This window comes from Lysobacter arenosi (assembly GCF_016613475.2).
GTDB lineage: Bacteria > Pseudomonadota > Gammaproteobacteria > Xanthomonadales > Xanthomonadaceae > Lysobacter_J > Lysobacter_J arenosi.
Genome location: NZ_CP071517.1, coordinates 2,810,760 through 2,826,666, shown reverse-complemented (window position 1 = coordinate 2,826,666; position 15,907 = coordinate 2,810,760). Strand labels below are relative to the sequence as shown.

Sequence of the window (15,907 nt, the reverse complement as noted above, 5' to 3'; positions counted from 1 at the left end):
GGCCGATATATAGGTGCCGATCGCCAGTCACGCGAGCCGGCGGCCTGTCCGACCGGCGCCAATGATGCCCGATCAGGGCAATAACCGGCGGTGAATTTGCCTCCGAAGAGGTCGGAAAGCCGTCGGAACGCGGATCAGCCGTCGTCGCCGGGATGGAAGTCGAAGCTCAGGGTCAGCTTCAGTTCGGCCAGGCCGGCGCTGAGTTCGGGCTGAAGTTCGAAGCCGAAGGCCTGCTCGCCGAACAGGCCGACGAACAATCCGCAGCGGCCGCCCTGGGCGGCAAAGGCGTGCAGGCAATCGCGGTGGATCGACAGGCGCTGGTGCACGGCGCGCAGGAAATCCTCGATCTGCTCGCGGCTCCATTCGCGCGGCTGGCCATCGGGCGTCAGTTCGGCATAGCCGTAGCTGTCGCGGTAGACGCCCTGGCCGCCATCGAGCGGCTTGGCCTGGCCGGCACGCCAGCTGCGCCGGGGCGCGAACCCCAGCTGTTCGAACAGCGGCGCCAGGTCGGCGCTGGGGTGGGTGGCGCGCAGCGAAACGCGGTAACTGTAGGGGTTCATCAAGCCATCCTGGCTTTGTACGGTGACGGCTTGACTGCGTTGTTACTCGGTGACGCTACCGCGCAGCTTTTCCAGGACGCCATCGAGGGAGTCCAGGTCGTTGTAGTGGATGACCAGGCGGCCCTTGCCGGCCCGGCCGTGCATCACGTTGACCTTGGTGTTGAGCGATTCCGACAGCTCGCGCTCGAGCGCGGCGATGTCGGCCTGCGGCTTGGCCTTGGCGGCCTTGGGCTTGCTGCCCGAAGTCGGGATCACGCCAGCCGACAGCTGCTGCACGCGATGCTCGACCTCGCGCACCGACCAGCCATGCTCGGCGGCCTGGCGGGCCAGCGCGATCGCGGCCTGCGGCGTCAGCGCCAGCAGGGCACGGGCGTGGCCCATCTCCAGCGCATGGGTCTCCAGCAACACGCGGATTTCGTTGGGCAGCTCGAGCAGGCGCAGCATGTTCGACACCGACGCGCGCGAACGGCCGACCGCTTCGGCGGCCTGGGCGTGGGTCAGGTCGAACTCGTCGATCAGGCGCTGCAGCGCGGTGGCTTCTTCGAGCGGATTGAGGTCTTCGCGCTGGATGTTCTCGATCAGCGCCATCGCGACCACGGTGCGGTCGTCGACTTCGCGGATCACCACCGGGATCTCGTTCAACCCGGCCAGCTGCGAGGCGCGCCAGCGGCGTTCGCCGGCGATGATCTCGTAGCGCTTGCCGCCGATGTCGCGCACGACGATCGGCTGGATCACGCCTTGTGCCTTGATCGACTCGGCCAGCTCGGACAGCTTGTCCTGGTCCCAGTGCTTGCGCGGCTGGTACTTGCCCGGCGTCAGCGAATCCACCGGCAGGCTGCGCAGCACATCGCCCTCGGTCGCCTCCAGTACCGGCGCCTCGGCGGCGGCCTTGGGTCCGAGAAGGGCTTCCAGACCGCGGCCGAGACCGCGCTTCTTGGCTACGCTCATGCCGTGGTCTCCTTGGCTTCAGGCGGGCGGGCCGCTGCCTTGGCGGCCTGGTCGCGTTCGCGCTGGCGGCGCAGCACTTCGCCGGCCAGGCCCATGTAGGCGATGCCGCCGCGGCTGGCGCGGTCATAGCCGACGATGCTCTGACCGTGGCTGGGCGCCTCGGCCAGGCGCACGTTGCGCGGCACGATGGTGCGGAAGACGCGGTCACCGAAGTGGGTGATCAGCTCGGCCGAGACGGCATTGGCGAGGTTGTTGCGCACGTCGAACATGGTGCGCAGCACGCCTTCGATCTCGAGCTTGGGATTGAGGTTGCCCTTGAGCGCTTCGATGGTGTCGACCAGCGCGCTCAGGCCTTCCAGTGCGTAGTACTCGCACTGCATCGGCACGATGATCGAATCGGCGGCGGTCAGCGCGTTGAGCGTGAGCAGCGACAGCGCCGGCGGGCAGTCGATCAGGATGAAGTCGTAGTCCGGGCGCAGCTCCTGCAGTGCCAGGCGCAGGCGCTGCTCGCGGCCGGGTTCGGCCATCAGCTGCACTTCGACCGCGGTCAGGTCGATATTGCCCGGCAGCAGGTCGAACTCCTCGGCGGTGCGAACGATCGCGCTGCGCACCTGGGTTTCGCCCAGCAGCACTTCGCAGATCGAGTTCTCCAGCTCGCGCTTGTTGACGCCGCTGCCCATCGTCGCGTTGCCCTGCGGATCGAGATCCACCAACAGCACCCGCTTGGGCGTGCGCGCGAGCGCGGCGGCGAGGTTGACTGCGGTGGTGGTCTTGCCGACCCCGCCTTTCTGGTTGGCGACGGCGATGATGCGGGCCATGCGGCTCGTCCTGGGCTGTGTGCGGAAGTGGACCGGCGTGGGGCCGGACCGTGGATTATGCCCGGATGGGAACCCGTGCGCGTCCCCGCCTTGCTGTCTGGGGATATCAGAGGTGGTCGCTGGACGGCGTGGCGACGGACGGCGACGCCGGATCAAGCACTTGCGCGGATCCGGGTGAGCTGCGGGCTAGCCCGTGCGCCCCACCACGACCAGATGCCGCTCGGCATCCAGCCCCGGAACCGTGAGCGGGTGCACATCCCGCACCGCCCATCCCGCCGGCAGCGCCGCGATCTCGTCGGCGGGGTAGACACCCTTCATTGCCAGCAGGCAGCCGTCGGGTTTGAGCAGGTGGCCACCCAGTTCGATGATCAGCGGCAGCGTGGCCAGGGCGCGCGCGGTGATCGCGTCGTACGCGCCCGGTTCGGCCACGGCCTCGATCCGCGATTCGGCAACGCGGGCATCGCGCAGACCGAGCTGGCGGATCGCCTCGCGCATGAAGCGCGCCTTCTTGCCGGCGCTTTCGACCAGGGTCACGCGCAGGCCCGGCTTGACGATCGACAGCGGGATGCCGGGCAGGCCGGCGCCGGTGCCCAGATCGGCCAGGCTGCCGCCACGTGCAGCGATGTCGTCGACGAAGGGGTGCATCGCCAGCGAATCGAGCAGGTGCTTGCTGACCATCTCCTGCGGATCGCGCACCGCGGTGAGGTTGTAGGTCTTGTTCCAGCGCAGCAGCAGGGCCAGGTAGTCGAGCAGCGGCGCCGACAACGCCGGATCGAGGGCGAGGGTGCGCAGGCCATCGTCGAGCGACTTGCGCAGCGACGGATCGAAGGGAGCGGGGGTATTCATCCGGCGCGCAGTATCGCCGATGCGAACCTGCTTTATGTAGGAGCGAGCTGGCGCCATGCCAGGGCGCCGAGGTAGTCCTGCGCCGGTTGCAGCTCCTGGAGTTGCCATTCCTGCGGCTGGCCCAGCGCCGGATCGCAGGCCACCAGGCGCAGGCCATCGTCCCCGTCCTCGAAGCGCAGGCGGTCCAGGCCGAAGGAAATGCCGTGGCCGTGCGCCTTCAGCACCGCCTCCTTGGCGCACCACAGACGCAGGAAGGCGTGGTCGCGCACCGCCGCCGAGGGCGCCGCGTGCAGCCAGGCCACTTCGGTCGCGGTGAAGAAGCGCTGGGCCAGCTCCAGCGCGCGGGCGCGCGGGCGCAGCCGTTCCAGGTCGATGCCGACCTGGACGTCCCGGCCCAGCGCGATCAGCAGGCCATCGCCGCTGTGGCTCCAGTTGCAGTCCCAGCCGACCAGTTCACCGCCCAGCCGGGGACGCCCACGCGGATCGCGGGCCAGCGGCAGGACGGCGGCGGTGACACCCAGCTCGGCCGCCAGCCACTCCCGCGCCAGTGGCTCGGCCGGCTGCCGCGGCAAGTGCGGGCGCCAGGCCCAGCGCACGGTGCCGGTGGGCGGCGTTGTGGGGACAGACAGGGTCATGAACTTGCGTTTGGGTTCGCAGGCGGCCTCCAGCGTAAGCTAATGCGGGGAAAGTCGGCGCCAGCCGCAGGAATCAGAACGTAATGTCCGCCGTCATCGACGCCAGCACCGCAGCCTCGCCCGTGCCCCTGACGCACGGCGACGCTGCGCGCGCCATTGCCTTCGATGCCACCGGCGCCATCGACCTGGATACGTTCTCGCGCCAGGTGCGCGCCGTGGCGGCGAAGCTTCCGGCCGCTGCCCACGCGATCAATCTGTGCGAGGACCGCTACCACTTCCTGGTGGCGTTCTGCGCCGCCGCGGTGCGCGGGCAGACCACGTTGCTGCCGCCGTCGCGCGCGCCGGCGGTCATCGACCAGGTGCGCGGCCAGTATCCCGACAGCTATTGCCTCGGCGACGACGCCCTGGCGGTCGCGCCACCGGATTGCTTCCACCTGCCGCAGCCGCTGCCGCAGCTCGATGGTGCGCCGTTGCTGGTCGACGCCGATGCGGTGGTCGCGATCGGCTTCACTTCCGGCAGCACCGGCCAGCCGCGCCCCTACGCCAAGACCTGGGCGAGTTTCCGCGCCAGCACCGGGCAGAACCTGGCGGCGCTTGCCGGCCTGCTCGACGTTGCCGGCGTAACGCATGTCGTCGCCACCGTGCCGCCGCAGCATATGTATGGCATGGAGATGTCGGTGCTGCTGCCGATGCTCGGCCCGATCGCCGTGCATTCGGCGCGACCGCTGTTTCCGGCCGATGTCGCCCGCGCGCTGCACGACGCACCCACACCGCCGCTGCTGGTGACCACGCCGGTGCATCTGCGTGCACTGGTCGCCGAAGGACTGGCATTGCCGCCGCTGGCCGGCATCGTCTCGGCGACCGCGCCGTTGCCGGCCGAGCTCGCACTGGCCGCGGAAGAGCGATTCGGCTGCGAAGTGCGCGAAGTATTCGGCTCCACCGAAACCTGTGTGATCGCGCGCCGCCGCACCGCGCGTGAAACGGCGTGGACGCCGCTGCCCGGCGTACGCCTTGCACCGCAACCCGACGGCACCGCCGTGCACGCGCCGCACCTGCCCGAGCCGGTGGTGCTGGCCGACCTGATCGAAGTCGACCCGCTCGACGGGCGTTTCGTGCTGCGCGGCCGCAACGCCGACATGCTCGAGATCGCCGGCAAGCGCGCGTCGCTGGGCGACCTCACCCGCAAGCTGCTGGCCGTGCCCGGCGTCGAGGACGGCGTCGTGTTCCAGCTCGACGACGCCGATGCGATGGGCGTGCGCCGCATCGCCGCGCTCGCGGTCGCACCGGGACTCGACGAAGCCACGATCCTGGCCGCGTTGCGCCAGCAGATCGATCCGGTGTTCCTGCCGCGGCCATTGCGCCGTATCGCCGCACTGCCACGCAACGAGACCGGCAAGCTGCCGCGGGGCGCGCTGACCGCATTGCTGCACGGCTGAGCGCTTCAGTTCGAGCCGGTAAACAGGCGAAACAGGCGCTCGACGGCGCTTGTTCGCTGCTTTTTCTGACATCGCCATCACGCCGACCCAGACAGACTCGCCTCGCCCCACCCTCGGGGCGCATGGCCGCTCATTGGATGCGGGTCAAGGAGACACGAGCATGATGGGTATCCTCGTCTGGCTGATCGTCGGCGGCATCATCGGCTGGGTCGCCAGCCTGATCATGAAGACCGACGCGCAACAGGGCATGTTCCTCAATATCGTCGTCGGCATCATCGGTGCCTTCATCGGCGGTTGGCTGGGTGGCATGTTCGGTCTGGGTGGCGACATCAATGACGGCAACTTCAGCATGAGCGGTTTGCTGATGTCGCTGGTCGGCGCGATCGTGCTGCTGGCCATCGTCAACCTGTTCCGGCGCGGTCGCGTGCGCTGACGGTTGCGCGCTGGTCGTTGCATGGAGACGTCATGCAAAAGGCCCGGCATTGCCGGGCCTTTTGCGTTGAGCGAAGCCGCGGGCGTCAGCCGCCCAGTTGCACCCACGCCGGGGCATGGTCACTCGGGCGGTCCCAGGTACGCGTCTCGCGGTCGATGCCCGAGTCGACGCAATGCGGTCGCAACGCCTCCGACACCAGGGTCATGTCGATGCGCAGGCCGAGGTTGCGGCGGAAGCCGCCCTGGCGGTAATCCCACCAGCTGAACTGGCGTTCCTCCGGATTCATCGCGCGCCATGCGTCATGCAGGCCGAGTGCGTTGATCTTCAAAAGCGCATCGCGTTCGGCACGCGAGGTGAGGATGTGGCTGTCGTTCCAGACGGTGGCGTCGTGGACGTCGCGGTCATCGGGGGCGATGTTGAAATCACCCAGGACGATCATTCGCGGATGCGTCACCAGCTCCGTTGCCAGCCAGTCGTGCACGGCCTCCAGCCAGCGCAGCTTGTAGGCGTACTTGTCGGTGCCGACGTCCTGACCGTTGACCACGTAGAGGTTGACGATGCGCAGGTCGCCGACGGTCGCCGCCAGCACGCGCTTCTGCTCGTCCTCGAAGCCGGGGATTCCGATCTGCACGTCCCTGGCGGACTCGCGCGAGAGCACGGCCACGCCGTTGTAGGTCTTCTGCCCGGCGAACACGCTGCGGTAACCGGCGGCGAGCAGGTCGTCGTCGGGGAAGCGCTCGTCCTCGAGCTTGGTTTCCTGCAGCGCGACGATGTCGGGGTTGGACTGCGCCAGCCACTGCTGCAGGTGGGGCAGGCGGACGTTGAGGGAGTTGACGTTCCAGCTGGCGATCTTCATGGCGGGAAGTTTAGCGGCATACTCGGCGCCGAAACCCCGATCACCCGCCACGACCCGCCATGAACTGGATCGACCTCCGCAGCGACACCGTCACCGAGCCCACCGATGCCATGCGCGAGGCGATGATGCGCGCCCCGGTCGGGGACGACGTCTACGGCGAGGACCCGACGGTCAACGCGTTGCAACAGCGGCTGGCCGATGAGCTGGGCTTCGCGGCCGGTCTGTTCGTGCCCAGCGGCACGCAGTCGAACCTGATCGGGTTGATGGCGCACTGCCAGCGCGGCGACGAGTACATCGTCGGCATGGATGCGCACACCTACAAGTACGAGGGCGGCGGTGCCGCGGTATTGGGGTCCATCCAGCCGCAGCCGGTGGTGCAGGCCGACGATGGCAGCCTGCCGCTGGACGTGGTCGAGCGCGTGATCAAGCCGATCGACCCGCACTTCGCCCGCACGCGACTGCTGTGCCTGGAGAACACCTGGCACGGGCGGCCCCTGCCGTTGGCGTACCTGGCGCAGGCGCGCGCGCTGTGCGACCGGCGCGGACTGGCGTTGCACCTCGACGGGGCGCGCATGTTCAACGCGGCGGTGGCGCTCGGAGTTCCGGCGCGCGAGATCACGAAGCACTTCGACAGCGTGTCGGTGTGTTTGTCAAAGGGACTGGGTGCGCCGGTCGGCTCGGTGCTGTTGGGCACCCAGGAACTGATCAACACCGCCAGGCGCTGGCGCAAGGTGGTCGGCGGTGGCATGCGGCAGGCGGGCATCCTGGCGGCCGCCGGAACGTACGCGCTGAACAACAACGTCGCGCGGCTGGCCGATGACCATGCCCGCGCGAAGCGGCTGGGCGATGGGCTGGCCGGGCTATCGGGGCTGCGCGTGGTCGCGCAGCACACCAACATGGTGTTCATCGACGTGCCGGTGGAGCGGCACGATGCGTTGCGCGGCGTGCTGGAGCAGGCGCGCGTGCGGGTGTCGATCGGCTATACGCCGGCGATACGGCTGGTGACGCATCTGGGTGTGGACGATGCGGGAGTGGAGCGGGTGGTCGAGGTGCTGCGCGGGTTCGCGGCGGCTTGAGTGCCGGTCCTTCGACTTCGCTGCGCTACGCTCAGGACGAACGGTTTGGGGACATCCCACCGTCACCGTTCGTCCTGAGCGTAGGCGCGTAGCGCCGAAGTCGAAGGAAGCGTAGCGCCCGCCGACTACTTCGCCAGCCAGCGCACCATCTTGTCGATCGCACCGCTGTACGGCGGCTTCAACAAGTCGCTGGCAGCCATGCGGCGCTGGCGGAACACCGGCAGCAGCTTGCTGAAGGTGTCGAAGCCGGTGCGGCCGTGGATCGCGCCGATGCCGCTGGGACCGATGCCGCCGAAAGGCAGGTCGTGCGCGCCGAAATGCAGCAGCGTGTCGTTGACGGTGACGCCGCCCGACAGTGTGTTGGCGAGGATCTTTTCGATGTTGGCGTTGTCGCCACTGAACGGATACAGCGCCAGCGGGCGCTCCAGCGACTGCACCTGCGCGATTGCCTCGTCGAGCGTGCGATAGCTCAGCACCGGCAGGATCGGCCCGAAGATCTCGTGGCGCATCACTTCCGCATCGCGCGGCGGATCCAGCACCAGGGTCGGCGGGAACAGGCGGTCCTGCGCATTGCGCACGCGTGCTGCGTCGTCGAGGTTCTGCGTCACCGGTTCGAGCACGGTCAGGCCGCGTGCGCGTGCATCGTCGACGTAACCGCGCAGTCGCGCGAACTGGCCGTCGTTGATGATGCGGGTGTAGTCGGTCGGCGCATTGAAGTCGCCATAGCGCGAACGCAGCTCGGCCTGCATTGCTTCGACGAATGCATCCCGCCGTGCCGCATCGATCAGCACATAGTCGACGCCGATGCAGGTCTGCCCGGCATTGAACCACTTGCCGGTGGCGATGCGCGCGGCGGCGCGGTCGAGCGGATAGTCGGCGCAGACGATCGCCGGCGCCTTGCCGCCCAGCTCCAGCGTGACCGGCGTGAGGTTCGGCGCGGCGGCAGCCATCACCTTGCGCCCGACCGCGGTCGAGCCGGTGAACAACAGGTGGTCGAACGGCAGCCCGGCAAAGGCGGAGCCGACTTCCGGGCCGCCGAGCGCGACCGCGACGCGGTCGGCCGGGAACACCTCCGACAACAGTTCGCGCATCCACATGCTGGTGCGGGGCGCGTGCTCGGACGGCTTGAGGTAAACGTGGTTGCCGGCGGCGATCGCCGACACCAGCGGCACCAGGGCGAGGTTCACCGGGTAATTCCATGGCGACAGGATGCCGACCACGCCGACCGGTTCCGGACGGATCTGCGCACTTGCCGGCCAGAAGCGCCAGCCGACCGCGGCGCGACGCGGACGCATCCAGCGACGCAGGTGGCCCAGGGCGTGGTCGATCTCGGCCAGCACGATCATCGCTTCCGACAGCAGGTTCTCGTGCTGGCTGCGATGGCCGAAATCGGCACGAATGGCCGCGTCCATGGAGGCGATGCGGGCACGAAACGCGTCACGCAGGCGAACCAGGTCGGCGCGTCGCTGGGCATGGTCCGGCTTGTTCTTCAGCCAGGCCTGGCTCAGGCGCTCGCGGGTGGCGGCAAGTTCGTCCAGGGGAGTGTCGGCGGTGATGTCCATACGGGTGAGTGTAGACCGCGCCGGGGTGGGCGGAGCAGGGCATGCGCGGACATCGATGCCGCCGCTTAAACCCCCCTCCGGATAGAATCGGGCCATGACCATGCGCCCCTACCTCGACACGTTTCCCAGCCACGGCGACCGGGTCTACATCGATCCTTCGGCCGTAGTCATCGGCGCGGTCACCCTCGGCGACGACGTCTCGATCTGGCCGATGTGCGTGATCCGCGGCGACGTCAACAGCATCCACATCGGCGCGCGCACCAATATCCAGGACGGCACCATCGTCCATGTCACGCACGAAGGACCGTTCACGCAACCGGGCGGCGTGCCGACGGTGATCGGCAACGACGTGACGGTCGGCCATGGCGCCATCCTGCACGCCTGCACCCTCGACGACTTCTGCCTGATCGGCATGGGTGCCCGGGTGCTCGACGGCGCCCGCGTGCACCGCTATGGTTTCGTGGGAGCCGGGGCAGTGATCGCACCGGGCAAGCAGGTCGGCGAGGGCGAGCTGTGGCTGGGTAACCCGGCCCGGCTGGTGCGCCGGCTGAGCGAGCGCGAGATCGAGCAACTGCACTACAGCGCCCAGCACTATGTACGATTGAAGGACCGCTACCTCGGGATGATGGGGTAGCGCGCGGCAGGCCGCGGCAGGGGGTCGCGGGCACCGCATCCACAAGGACTTCCCGCAAGGGAATGGGGGATACATGGAAGGTTTCGAATACCGCAACCCGTATGCGGCGCCGACGGCGCAGGTGCAGCCCACCGCCGCCGAGCGCTTTGACGACGAAATGGTCACCGCCGGGCGATTGCCGCGGCTGCTGGCCGCGCTGGTCGATGCCGGCGTATCGATGGTCATCGCCATCCCGGCCCTGATCGGCGTGTTCCGCTACAACCCGACCCGTGGCATCGGCGAGCTCGGCGGATCGCTGATCCTGCTGAGCGTGGTCGGCTACATCGCGTTGTTCATCTACACGCTGATGCTGCTCAGCCGCGAAGGCCAGACCATCGGCAAGCGCACGATCGGCATCCGCATCGTCCGTACCGACGGCGAGCGCGCGACCCTGGGCCGCCTGTTCTGGCTGCGTTATTTCGTGCCGGGCCTGATCGGTGCCGTCCCGTACCTGGGCTGGATCTTCAGCCTCGCCAACATCCTGTGGATCTTCGGCGAGCAGCGCCGCTGCCTGCACGACCACATTGCCGACACGATGGTCGTCAACGCCTGATCTTCAATACCCATCGCCAACACTGGTAGTCGACAGGTGATGCTCGACACCTACCGTGAAGTGGTGACGCCCGAAGGCGTCGCCCTTCACCTGCCCGCGGCCGGTCCGGTGCCGCGGGCGCTGGCCTGGTTGCTGGACCTGATGATCCGGTTCGGCATCGTGTTTGTCGCGGCGATGGTGCTGGGGGTGCTGGGGCGCAGCGGCGCGGGCTTCAACGCGGTCGTGCTGTTCCTGGTGTACTGGTTCTATCCGGTGCTGTTCGAGGCGTTGTGGGACGGCCGCACGCCCGGCAAGCGCACCCTGGGGCTGCGCGTGGTCGCCGCCAATGGCGCGCCGGTGGGCTGGTTGGCCGCGTTCACGCGCAACCTGTTGCGCGTGGTCGACATGCTGCCGTTCGGTTATGCGGCCGGCCTGGTCAGCAGCCTGTTCGATCCCTGGGGCCGGCGCATTGGCGACATGGTCGCCGGCACGCTGGTCGTGCATGACGTCCGCGCCCAGACGCCCTCGCCGACGCCGGTCGACCATGTGATGGCGCCGCCGGTCGCACTGCAACCCTACGAGCAGGCGGCACTGGTGTCGTTCGCTGAACGTGGTCCGCGGCTGACCCAGGCCCGCCAGGAAGAACTCGCAGAGTTCGCCACGCCGCTCACCGGCGCGCGCGGCACGCTTGCGGTGACGCGCCTTTACGGCATGGCCAACTGGCTGTTGGGGCGGCGCTGAGATGCGGCAGGAACACTTCGTCAAGCGTCACCAGCCCGAGTGGAACGCGTTCGAGCAATGGCTCGATGCGCGCGGCCAGCAGGTAAAGCGCGCGCGCATGTCGCGCCGCCAGTGGCATGGCCTGGCCGACCACGAAATGCCGGCACGCTACCGGCGCCTGTGCCAGCAGCTGGCGCTGGCGCGCCGCCGCGGTTACAGCCCGCTGGTGACCGATCGCCTGCAGCAGCTGATGCAGCGCGGCCACGGCCTGCTCTATCGCACGCCGCCGCCGCGCTGGCGCCGGGTGGTGGAGTTCCTGCTGGCCGGCTTCCCGCGCCTGGTGCGCGCCGAGCGTGGCTGCATGGCGGCCTCGGCGCTGCTGTTCTGGTTGCCGCTGCTGGTGGTGTTCGTCGCCATCCAGCTGACGCCGGAGCTGTCGTCGTCGCTGTTCGATCCGGCCCAGTTGATGCAGTTCGAGTCGATGTACGACCCGGACGACCCGTTGCGCAAGCTTGGCCGCGACAACGGCACCGACGTGGCGATGTTCGGCCATTACGTCTGGAACAACGTCAGCATCGGCTTCCGCACCTTCGCCAGCGGCCTGCTCGCGGGAATCGGTGCGGTGGTGGTGCTGATCGTCAACGGCATCATGATCGGCGGAGTCGCCGGCCACCTTCAGGCGGTGGGCCACGGCGATCCGTTCTGGCGCTTCGTCGCCGCCCACTCCGCGCCGGAACTCACCGCGATTGTCATTGCCGGCGGCGCGGGGCTGCGCCTGGGTCTGAACCTGGTCGCGCCGGGGCAGCGCCGCCGCATCGATGCGCTCGTCGACGGCGGGCGGCGCGGTGCACTGCTGTGCCTGGGCGTGCTGGCGATGCTGGTGTTCGCCGCGTTCGTCGAAGCGTTCTGGTCGTCGATTGCGTGGATGCCGGCGTGGATCAAGTACAGCGTCGGCGCCGCGTTGTGGACGCTGACGCTGCTGTGGCTGTGGCGGGGCGGACGCAATCACGACTTGGCCGAGGTCGGCGAAACCGCATGAGGATCGAATCGCTGACGGTGGCGTTGCGACCGCGCACCGCGTGGGAAGCCGTCGAGCTCGGCACCGCGCTCACCCGTCGCCACGCCGCGGCCATCTGGAAGCCGTGGCTGGCGCTGACAGTGCCTGTCCTGCTGGTGCTCAATGCCCTGGCCTGGGCGACGGATGCGTTGTGGCTGGCCGGCCTGGCGATGTGGTGGCTGAAGCCGGTGTTCGATCGCATTCCGCTGTACGTCCTCTCGCGCGCCGTGTTCGGCGACGTACCGACGCCGCGCCAGACCCTGCAGGCGCAGCGCAGCTGGGGCCTGCGCTGGGCCTTGCCGTACCTGACCTGGCGCCGCCTGGGCCCGGTCCGTTCGTTGTACCTGCCAGTCGACCTGCTCGAAGGCGGACGTGGCCAGGAGGCGGCGGAGCGTCGGAAAACGCTGGGCGCGCCCGCGTACGGTGTCGGCTCCGCGCTGACGATCATCTGTGTCCACTTCGAGGTCGCCCTGCTGATGGGCTTCTTTGCCGCCACCATGTTGTTCGTGCCCGGCGAGTACATGGCGCAGTTCGGCAGCTCCGTGTGGAAGGTGGTGCAGAACATGCCCGCCTGGCTGCAGCTGGTCAGCAACCTGCTGGCCTGGGCTGCGACCAGCCTTATTGAACCGTTCTTCGTCGGCGCGGGACTGGGCCTGTACCTCAACCGCCGCACGGAGATCGAGGCCTGGGATATCGAGCTGGCCCTGCGTCGCCTCGGCGCGCGCCTGGCCAGCGCCGGTGCGCCGCTGCTGTTGCTGCTGGCGTTCGCGTTCGCGACGATGCCGGCGGTGTCGCATGCGCAGGACGGCGAATCGCAGTCACTGCCGCAGACCGACGGCGAGTACGTCGTACCCGGCACACCGGCCGGCAACCGGAAGATCACGCGAGTAACGCCGCAACAGATTTTCGGCCGCTCCCTGGTCGACGACGCCAGCCTGCGCAAGGCCGTCGCCAAGGCGTACGCAGACCCGACCGTGAGCCCCAAGCGCACGGTCGCCACTTGGAAGCCGCGCGATGCGAAGAAGAAGCCGGAAGATGAGCGCGAGCGGCTGCAATGGCCATGGCTGGGTTCGATCGTCGCACTGATCAGCGAGTTCGGGCTGTGGGTCGTGCTGGGCGTGCTGGTGATCGTCCTGCTGGTCACCGCGCCGCGTTGGCTGGTCTGGTTCCGCGATGGCGTCGCGCGCGAGGAACGCGAGGCTGGTGGGCTGCGCCTGTCCGACCTCGCCGAACCCGAACTGCCGCTGCCCGACGACGTCCCGGCGGTGGTGCGCAGGCTCTGGCGCGAAGGCCGCCAGCGCGAGGCGTTGGCGCTGCTGTACCGGGCCAGTGTCGAAGCGATGGTGGCGCGCACTGGAGCCACGCTGGTGCCGGGCGCGACCGAGGCCGAATGCCTGCGCGCATCGCGCAAGCTCGCGCGTACCGAAGAACGTGACGCCTTCGCGCAGGCGGTTCGCACCTGGCAGTACGCCGCCTATGCCCAGCGGTTCCCCGCAGGCGACGAGCTCGACGGCCTGATCGATGAGCTGGCGCGTCGCTTCGCCTGGGCACCGGTCACGGGCCCGACGGGAGTGGCGGCATGAGCCGCCACAACGCGCGGGTCGCCATCGTCGTCGTCGTGGTGCTGGGCCTGCTCGCACTCGCGGTGACCTGGTGGTTGCGCAACTACGAGCGTGTCGAAGAAACGGTGCCGCTGCCGCGCACCGGCGAAGCCCGCAGCAATCCGCTGTACGTGCTGAAGCTTGCGTTGATCGCAGACGGGGTGAAGGCGCAGGCCAGGCCGAACCTGCAGCGCAGCAAGTACCCTCTTGGCGATCGCGACACCGTCTTGCTTTACCGCGACCCGCGAACACTGAGTCGTGAGGAAGGCCGCGCGCTGCTCGAATGGGTGGCACGCGGCGGGCACCTGCTGGTGCGCACGCCACCGCCCGGTCCGTTCGCTGCCGGCACCGTCGTGCCCGTGTTGACCCAGCTCGATGTCGTCCCGGCGACCACGCCGAGCAAGTGCATCGGTTGGGACGTGCGCGGCGAAAACCCGCACGTGGAATTCTGCCGAAGCCGACGCGCGGAGTTGCTGGGCACCGCCGGCGAGCTCGCCCTGGGCTGGGCCGACAGCAGCGGCAATGTCTACATGCGGCTCGTGCATGGTCGCGGCTACGTCGATGTCCTCTCCGACTTCGACTTCCTCGGCAACGATTCGCTCAAGGACGGCCCGCATATCGCGCTGACGCGCCAGCTGCTGGCACCGAACTATCGCGCCGGCACCGTGCACCTGATCTACGCCGCCGACATGCCGTCTTTCTGGTGGACGCTGGTGCTCGACAGCTGGATGGCCTGGCTGCCGCTGCTGCTGGCACTGCTTGCGTGGCTGTGGCTGCGCGCGCAGCGTTTCGGTCCGCAGTTGCCGGCGCCGGCCAGCGAACGCCGCTCGCTGCTCGAGCACGTCGTCGCCAGCGGCGAGCATGTCTACCGCTATGGCTACGCCCACCTGCTGCACGAGGCCGTGCGCAACGCCTTCCTTGCGCGCTTGCGTCGCCGCGACCCGCAGGCCGCCGCGCTCGGCGGCGAAGCGCAGGTGGTGATGCTCTCGGAACGCTTCAGCGTCCCGGCTGCCGAGATCCGCGACGCCCTGTCCACGCCCACCGCACGCGACCACGCCGCGTTCCGCAGCCGCATCGCCACCCTGGTGCGCCTGAGGAACCTGCTGTGACCGCCCAGTTAGAACACTCACACGAGTCCACGCCATGAACGCCGACACCATCCAGCCACTAGTCCCGATCACCGGCGCCGCGCTGGCCGAACGCGCCGCCGCCGTGCGCGAGCAGGTCGGCAAGGCCTTCATCGGCCAGGCCGACGTGCTCGACCAGATCCTGATCGCCCTGCTTGCCGGCGGCCACGTGCTGATCGAGGGCGTGCCCGGCCTGGGCAAGACGCTGCTGGTGCGCGCGCTGTCGCGGGCGCTGGACTGCACCTACGCGCGCGTGCAGTTCACTCCCGACCTGATGCCCAGCGACATCAGCGGCCATGCGGTGTGGAACCCCAAGAGCGAGACCTTCAACATCCGTCGCGGCCCGGTGTTCACCAACCTGCTGCTGGCCGACGAGATCAACCGCGCTCCGGCCAAGACCCAGTCGGCGCTGCTGGAGGCCATGGCCGAACTGCAGGTGACCATCGAAGGCCACAGCTTCCAGTTGTCGCCGCCGTTCCTGACCCTGGCCACGCAGAACCCGGTCGAACAGGAAGGCACCTATCCATTGCCGGAAGCGCAGCTCGACCGCTTCCTGCTGAAGATCCTGATCGGCTACCCCTCGCGTGCCGACGAGAAGCGCATGGTCGCCGCGGTCAGCGAGGGCCGCAGCGCGTCCGACTTCGACCTGTCGCAGGTGCAGCGCGTGCTCGGACCGCAGGACATCGCGGCGATGCAGGCGGGCACGGCGCTGACGACCGTCGACGACGCGGTGATCGATTACGCGGTGCGGATCGTGGCCGCCACCCGCGACTGGGCCGGCATCGCGCTCGGTGCCGGTCCGCGCGGCAGCCTGGCACTGGTGCGCGCAGCACGTGCACAGGCGGTGCTCGCCGGTCGCGATTTCGTCACCCCGGATGACATTCGCGAAATCGCCAAGCCCGCGCTGCGCCATCGCATCGCACTGGCACCGGAACTGCAGATCGAAGGCCAGACGCCCGACGACGTGCTGCACGCGCTGCTGTCGAAGGTGGAGGCACCGCGCAAGTGATGACACGCACGACGAGGC

At 68.8% G+C, this 15,907-nt stretch carries 17 protein-coding genes; 10 read left to right on the top strand and 7 right to left on the bottom strand.

Annotated elements, in window-relative coordinates; genetic code table 11:
• Window positions 1-134: 134 nt before the first annotated feature.
• From HIV01_RS13045 to HIV01_RS13025, 5 genes are all read right to left on the bottom strand, one after another.
• Complete coding sequence (locus HIV01_RS13045) at window positions 135-560, bottom strand: hypothetical protein (protein WP_200607749.1); 426 nt, start codon at window positions 558-560, stop codon at window positions 135-137.
• Between the two features lie 42 nt (window positions 561-602).
• Window positions 603-1,508 (bottom strand): ParB/RepB/Spo0J family partition protein, encoded by a 906-nt coding sequence (locus HIV01_RS13040; protein ID WP_200607747.1) that lies wholly within the window; start codon window positions 1,506-1,508, stop codon window positions 603-605.
• Complete coding sequence (locus HIV01_RS13035; RefSeq protein ID WP_200607745.1) at window positions 1,505-2,326, bottom strand: ParA family protein; 822 nt, start codon at window positions 2,324-2,326, stop codon at window positions 1,505-1,507. Before HIV01_RS13035 ends, HIV01_RS13040 begins: the two co-directional genes overlap by 4 nt.
• 186 nt (window positions 2,327-2,512) lie before the next feature.
• Complete coding sequence (rsmG, locus tag HIV01_RS13030; RefSeq protein ID WP_200607743.1) at window positions 2,513-3,172, bottom strand: 16S rRNA (guanine(527)-N(7))-methyltransferase RsmG; 660 nt, start codon at window positions 3,170-3,172, stop codon at window positions 2,513-2,515.
• A gap of 32 nt (window positions 3,173-3,204) precedes the next feature.
• Window positions 3,205-3,807: a 4'-phosphopantetheinyl transferase family protein gene (locus tag HIV01_RS13025; RefSeq protein ID WP_200607741.1), complete on the bottom strand. Its 603-nt coding sequence runs from the start codon at window positions 3,805-3,807 to the stop codon at window positions 3,205-3,207.
• A 128-nt stretch (window positions 3,808-3,935) separates the two neighbouring features.
• Here HIV01_RS13025 and HIV01_RS13020 point away from each other — a divergent pair, with 128 nt between their 5' ends.
• Window positions 3,936-5,243, top strand: coding sequence for an AMP-binding protein (locus HIV01_RS13020; protein ID WP_425600283.1), 1,308 nt, complete (start codon window positions 3,936-3,938; stop codon window positions 5,241-5,243).
• 163 nt (window positions 5,244-5,406) lie between these two features.
• Window positions 5,407-5,676 carry a GlsB/YeaQ/YmgE family stress response membrane protein gene (locus tag HIV01_RS13015; protein WP_200608539.1) on the top strand — a complete coding sequence of 90 codons (270 nt, stop codon included), beginning with the start codon at window positions 5,407-5,409 and terminating at the stop codon, window positions 5,674-5,676.
• Window positions 5,677-5,761: 85 nt separating this feature from the next.
• Here the strand turns inward: HIV01_RS13015 and xth are convergent, their stop codons facing one another.
• Complete coding sequence (xth, locus tag HIV01_RS13010) at window positions 5,762-6,532, bottom strand: exodeoxyribonuclease III (RefSeq protein ID WP_200607737.1); 771 nt, start codon at window positions 6,530-6,532, stop codon at window positions 5,762-5,764.
• Between the two features lie 59 nt (window positions 6,533-6,591).
• On the opposite strand from xth, the gene ltaE reads away from it, so the two are divergent.
• Complete coding sequence (gene ltaE / locus HIV01_RS13005; protein ID WP_200607736.1) at window positions 6,592-7,608, top strand: low-specificity L-threonine aldolase; 1,017 nt, start codon at window positions 6,592-6,594, stop codon at window positions 7,606-7,608.
• Window positions 7,609-7,733: 125 nt separating this feature from the next.
• Here ltaE and HIV01_RS13000 read toward each other — a convergent pair whose 3' ends face one another.
• Window positions 7,734-9,164 carry a coniferyl aldehyde dehydrogenase gene (locus HIV01_RS13000; protein WP_425600282.1) on the bottom strand — a complete coding sequence of 477 codons (1,431 nt, stop codon included), beginning with the start codon at window positions 9,162-9,164 and terminating at the stop codon, window positions 7,734-7,736.
• Between the two features lie 100 nt (window positions 9,165-9,264).
• On the opposite strand from HIV01_RS13000, the gene HIV01_RS12995 reads away from it, so the two are divergent.
• From HIV01_RS12995 to HIV01_RS12965, 7 genes are all read left to right on the top strand, one after another.
• Window positions 9,265-9,804 carry a gamma carbonic anhydrase family protein gene (locus HIV01_RS12995; protein ID WP_200607731.1) on the top strand — a complete coding sequence of 180 codons (540 nt, stop codon included), beginning with the start codon at window positions 9,265-9,267 and terminating at the stop codon, window positions 9,802-9,804.
• A 73-nt stretch (window positions 9,805-9,877) separates the two neighbouring features.
• A complete protein-coding gene (locus tag HIV01_RS12990; protein WP_200607730.1) occupies window positions 9,878-10,396 on the top strand; it encodes an RDD family protein in 519 nt (172 codons plus the stop codon).
• Window positions 10,397-10,435: 39 nt separating this feature from the next.
• Window positions 10,436-11,116: an RDD family protein gene (locus tag HIV01_RS12985; protein ID WP_200607728.1), complete on the top strand. Its 681-nt coding sequence runs from the start codon at window positions 10,436-10,438 to the stop codon at window positions 11,114-11,116.
• A gap of 1 nt (window position 11,117) precedes the next feature.
• The gene (locus HIV01_RS12980; protein WP_200607726.1) at window positions 11,118-12,134 is read left to right on the top strand and encodes a stage II sporulation protein M; all 1,017 of its coding nucleotides are present in this window, start codon (window positions 11,118-11,120) and stop codon (window positions 12,132-12,134) included.
• The gene (locus HIV01_RS12975; RefSeq protein WP_200607724.1) at window positions 12,131-13,735 is read left to right on the top strand and encodes a DUF4129 domain-containing protein; all 1,605 of its coding nucleotides are present in this window, start codon (window positions 12,131-12,133) and stop codon (window positions 13,733-13,735) included. The genes HIV01_RS12980 and HIV01_RS12975 overlap by 4 nt, the downstream gene beginning before the upstream one ends.
• Window positions 13,732-14,862: a DUF4350 domain-containing protein gene (locus HIV01_RS12970; RefSeq protein WP_200607723.1), complete on the top strand. Its 1,131-nt coding sequence runs from the start codon at window positions 13,732-13,734 to the stop codon at window positions 14,860-14,862. The genes HIV01_RS12975 and HIV01_RS12970 overlap by 4 nt, the downstream gene beginning before the upstream one ends.
• A 34-nt stretch (window positions 14,863-14,896) precedes the next feature.
• Complete coding sequence (locus tag HIV01_RS12965) at window positions 14,897-15,889, top strand: AAA family ATPase (protein ID WP_207526958.1); 993 nt, start codon at window positions 14,897-14,899, stop codon at window positions 15,887-15,889.
• Window positions 15,890-15,907 lie beyond the last annotated feature (18 nt).

Coding starts and splice junctions, on each gene's coding strand:
- xth (WP_200607737.1), bottom strand. CDS start 6,532: ATGAAGATCGCCAGCTGGAACGTCAACTCCCTCAACGTCCGCCTGCCC.
- rsmG (WP_200607743.1), bottom strand. CDS start 3,172: ATGAATACCCCCGCTCCCTTCGATCCGTCGCTGCGCAAGTCGCTCGAC.
- HIV01_RS13025 (WP_200607741.1), bottom strand. CDS start 3,807: ATGACCCTGTCTGTCCCCACAACGCCGCCCACCGGCACCGTGCGCTGG.
- HIV01_RS13040 (WP_200607747.1), bottom strand. CDS start 1,508: ATGAGCGTAGCCAAGAAGCGCGGTCTCGGCCGCGGTCTGGAAGCCCTT.
- HIV01_RS13045 (WP_200607749.1), bottom strand. CDS start 560: ATGAACCCCTACAGTTACCGCGTTTCGCTGCGCGCCACCCACCCCAGC.
- HIV01_RS12995 (WP_200607731.1), top strand. CDS start 9,265: ATGACCATGCGCCCCTACCTCGACACGTTTCCCAGCCACGGCGACCGG.
- ltaE (WP_200607736.1), top strand. CDS start 6,592: ATGAACTGGATCGACCTCCGCAGCGACACCGTCACCGAGCCCACCGAT.
- HIV01_RS12965 (WP_207526958.1), top strand. CDS start 14,897: ATGAACGCCGACACCATCCAGCCACTAGTCCCGATCACCGGCGCCGCG.
- HIV01_RS13015 (WP_200608539.1), top strand. CDS start 5,407: ATGGGTATCCTCGTCTGGCTGATCGTCGGCGGCATCATCGGCTGGGTC.
- HIV01_RS12980 (WP_200607726.1), top strand. CDS start 11,118: ATGCGGCAGGAACACTTCGTCAAGCGTCACCAGCCCGAGTGGAACGCG.
- HIV01_RS12990 (WP_200607730.1), top strand. CDS start 9,878: ATGGAAGGTTTCGAATACCGCAACCCGTATGCGGCGCCGACGGCGCAG.
- HIV01_RS12970 (WP_200607723.1), top strand. CDS start 13,732: ATGAGCCGCCACAACGCGCGGGTCGCCATCGTCGTCGTCGTGGTGCTG.
- HIV01_RS13035 (WP_200607745.1), bottom strand. CDS start 2,326: ATGGCCCGCATCATCGCCGTCGCCAACCAGAAAGGCGGGGTCGGCAAG.
- HIV01_RS12985 (WP_200607728.1), top strand. CDS start 10,436: ATGCTCGACACCTACCGTGAAGTGGTGACGCCCGAAGGCGTCGCCCTT.
- HIV01_RS12975 (WP_200607724.1), top strand. CDS start 12,131: ATGAGGATCGAATCGCTGACGGTGGCGTTGCGACCGCGCACCGCGTGG.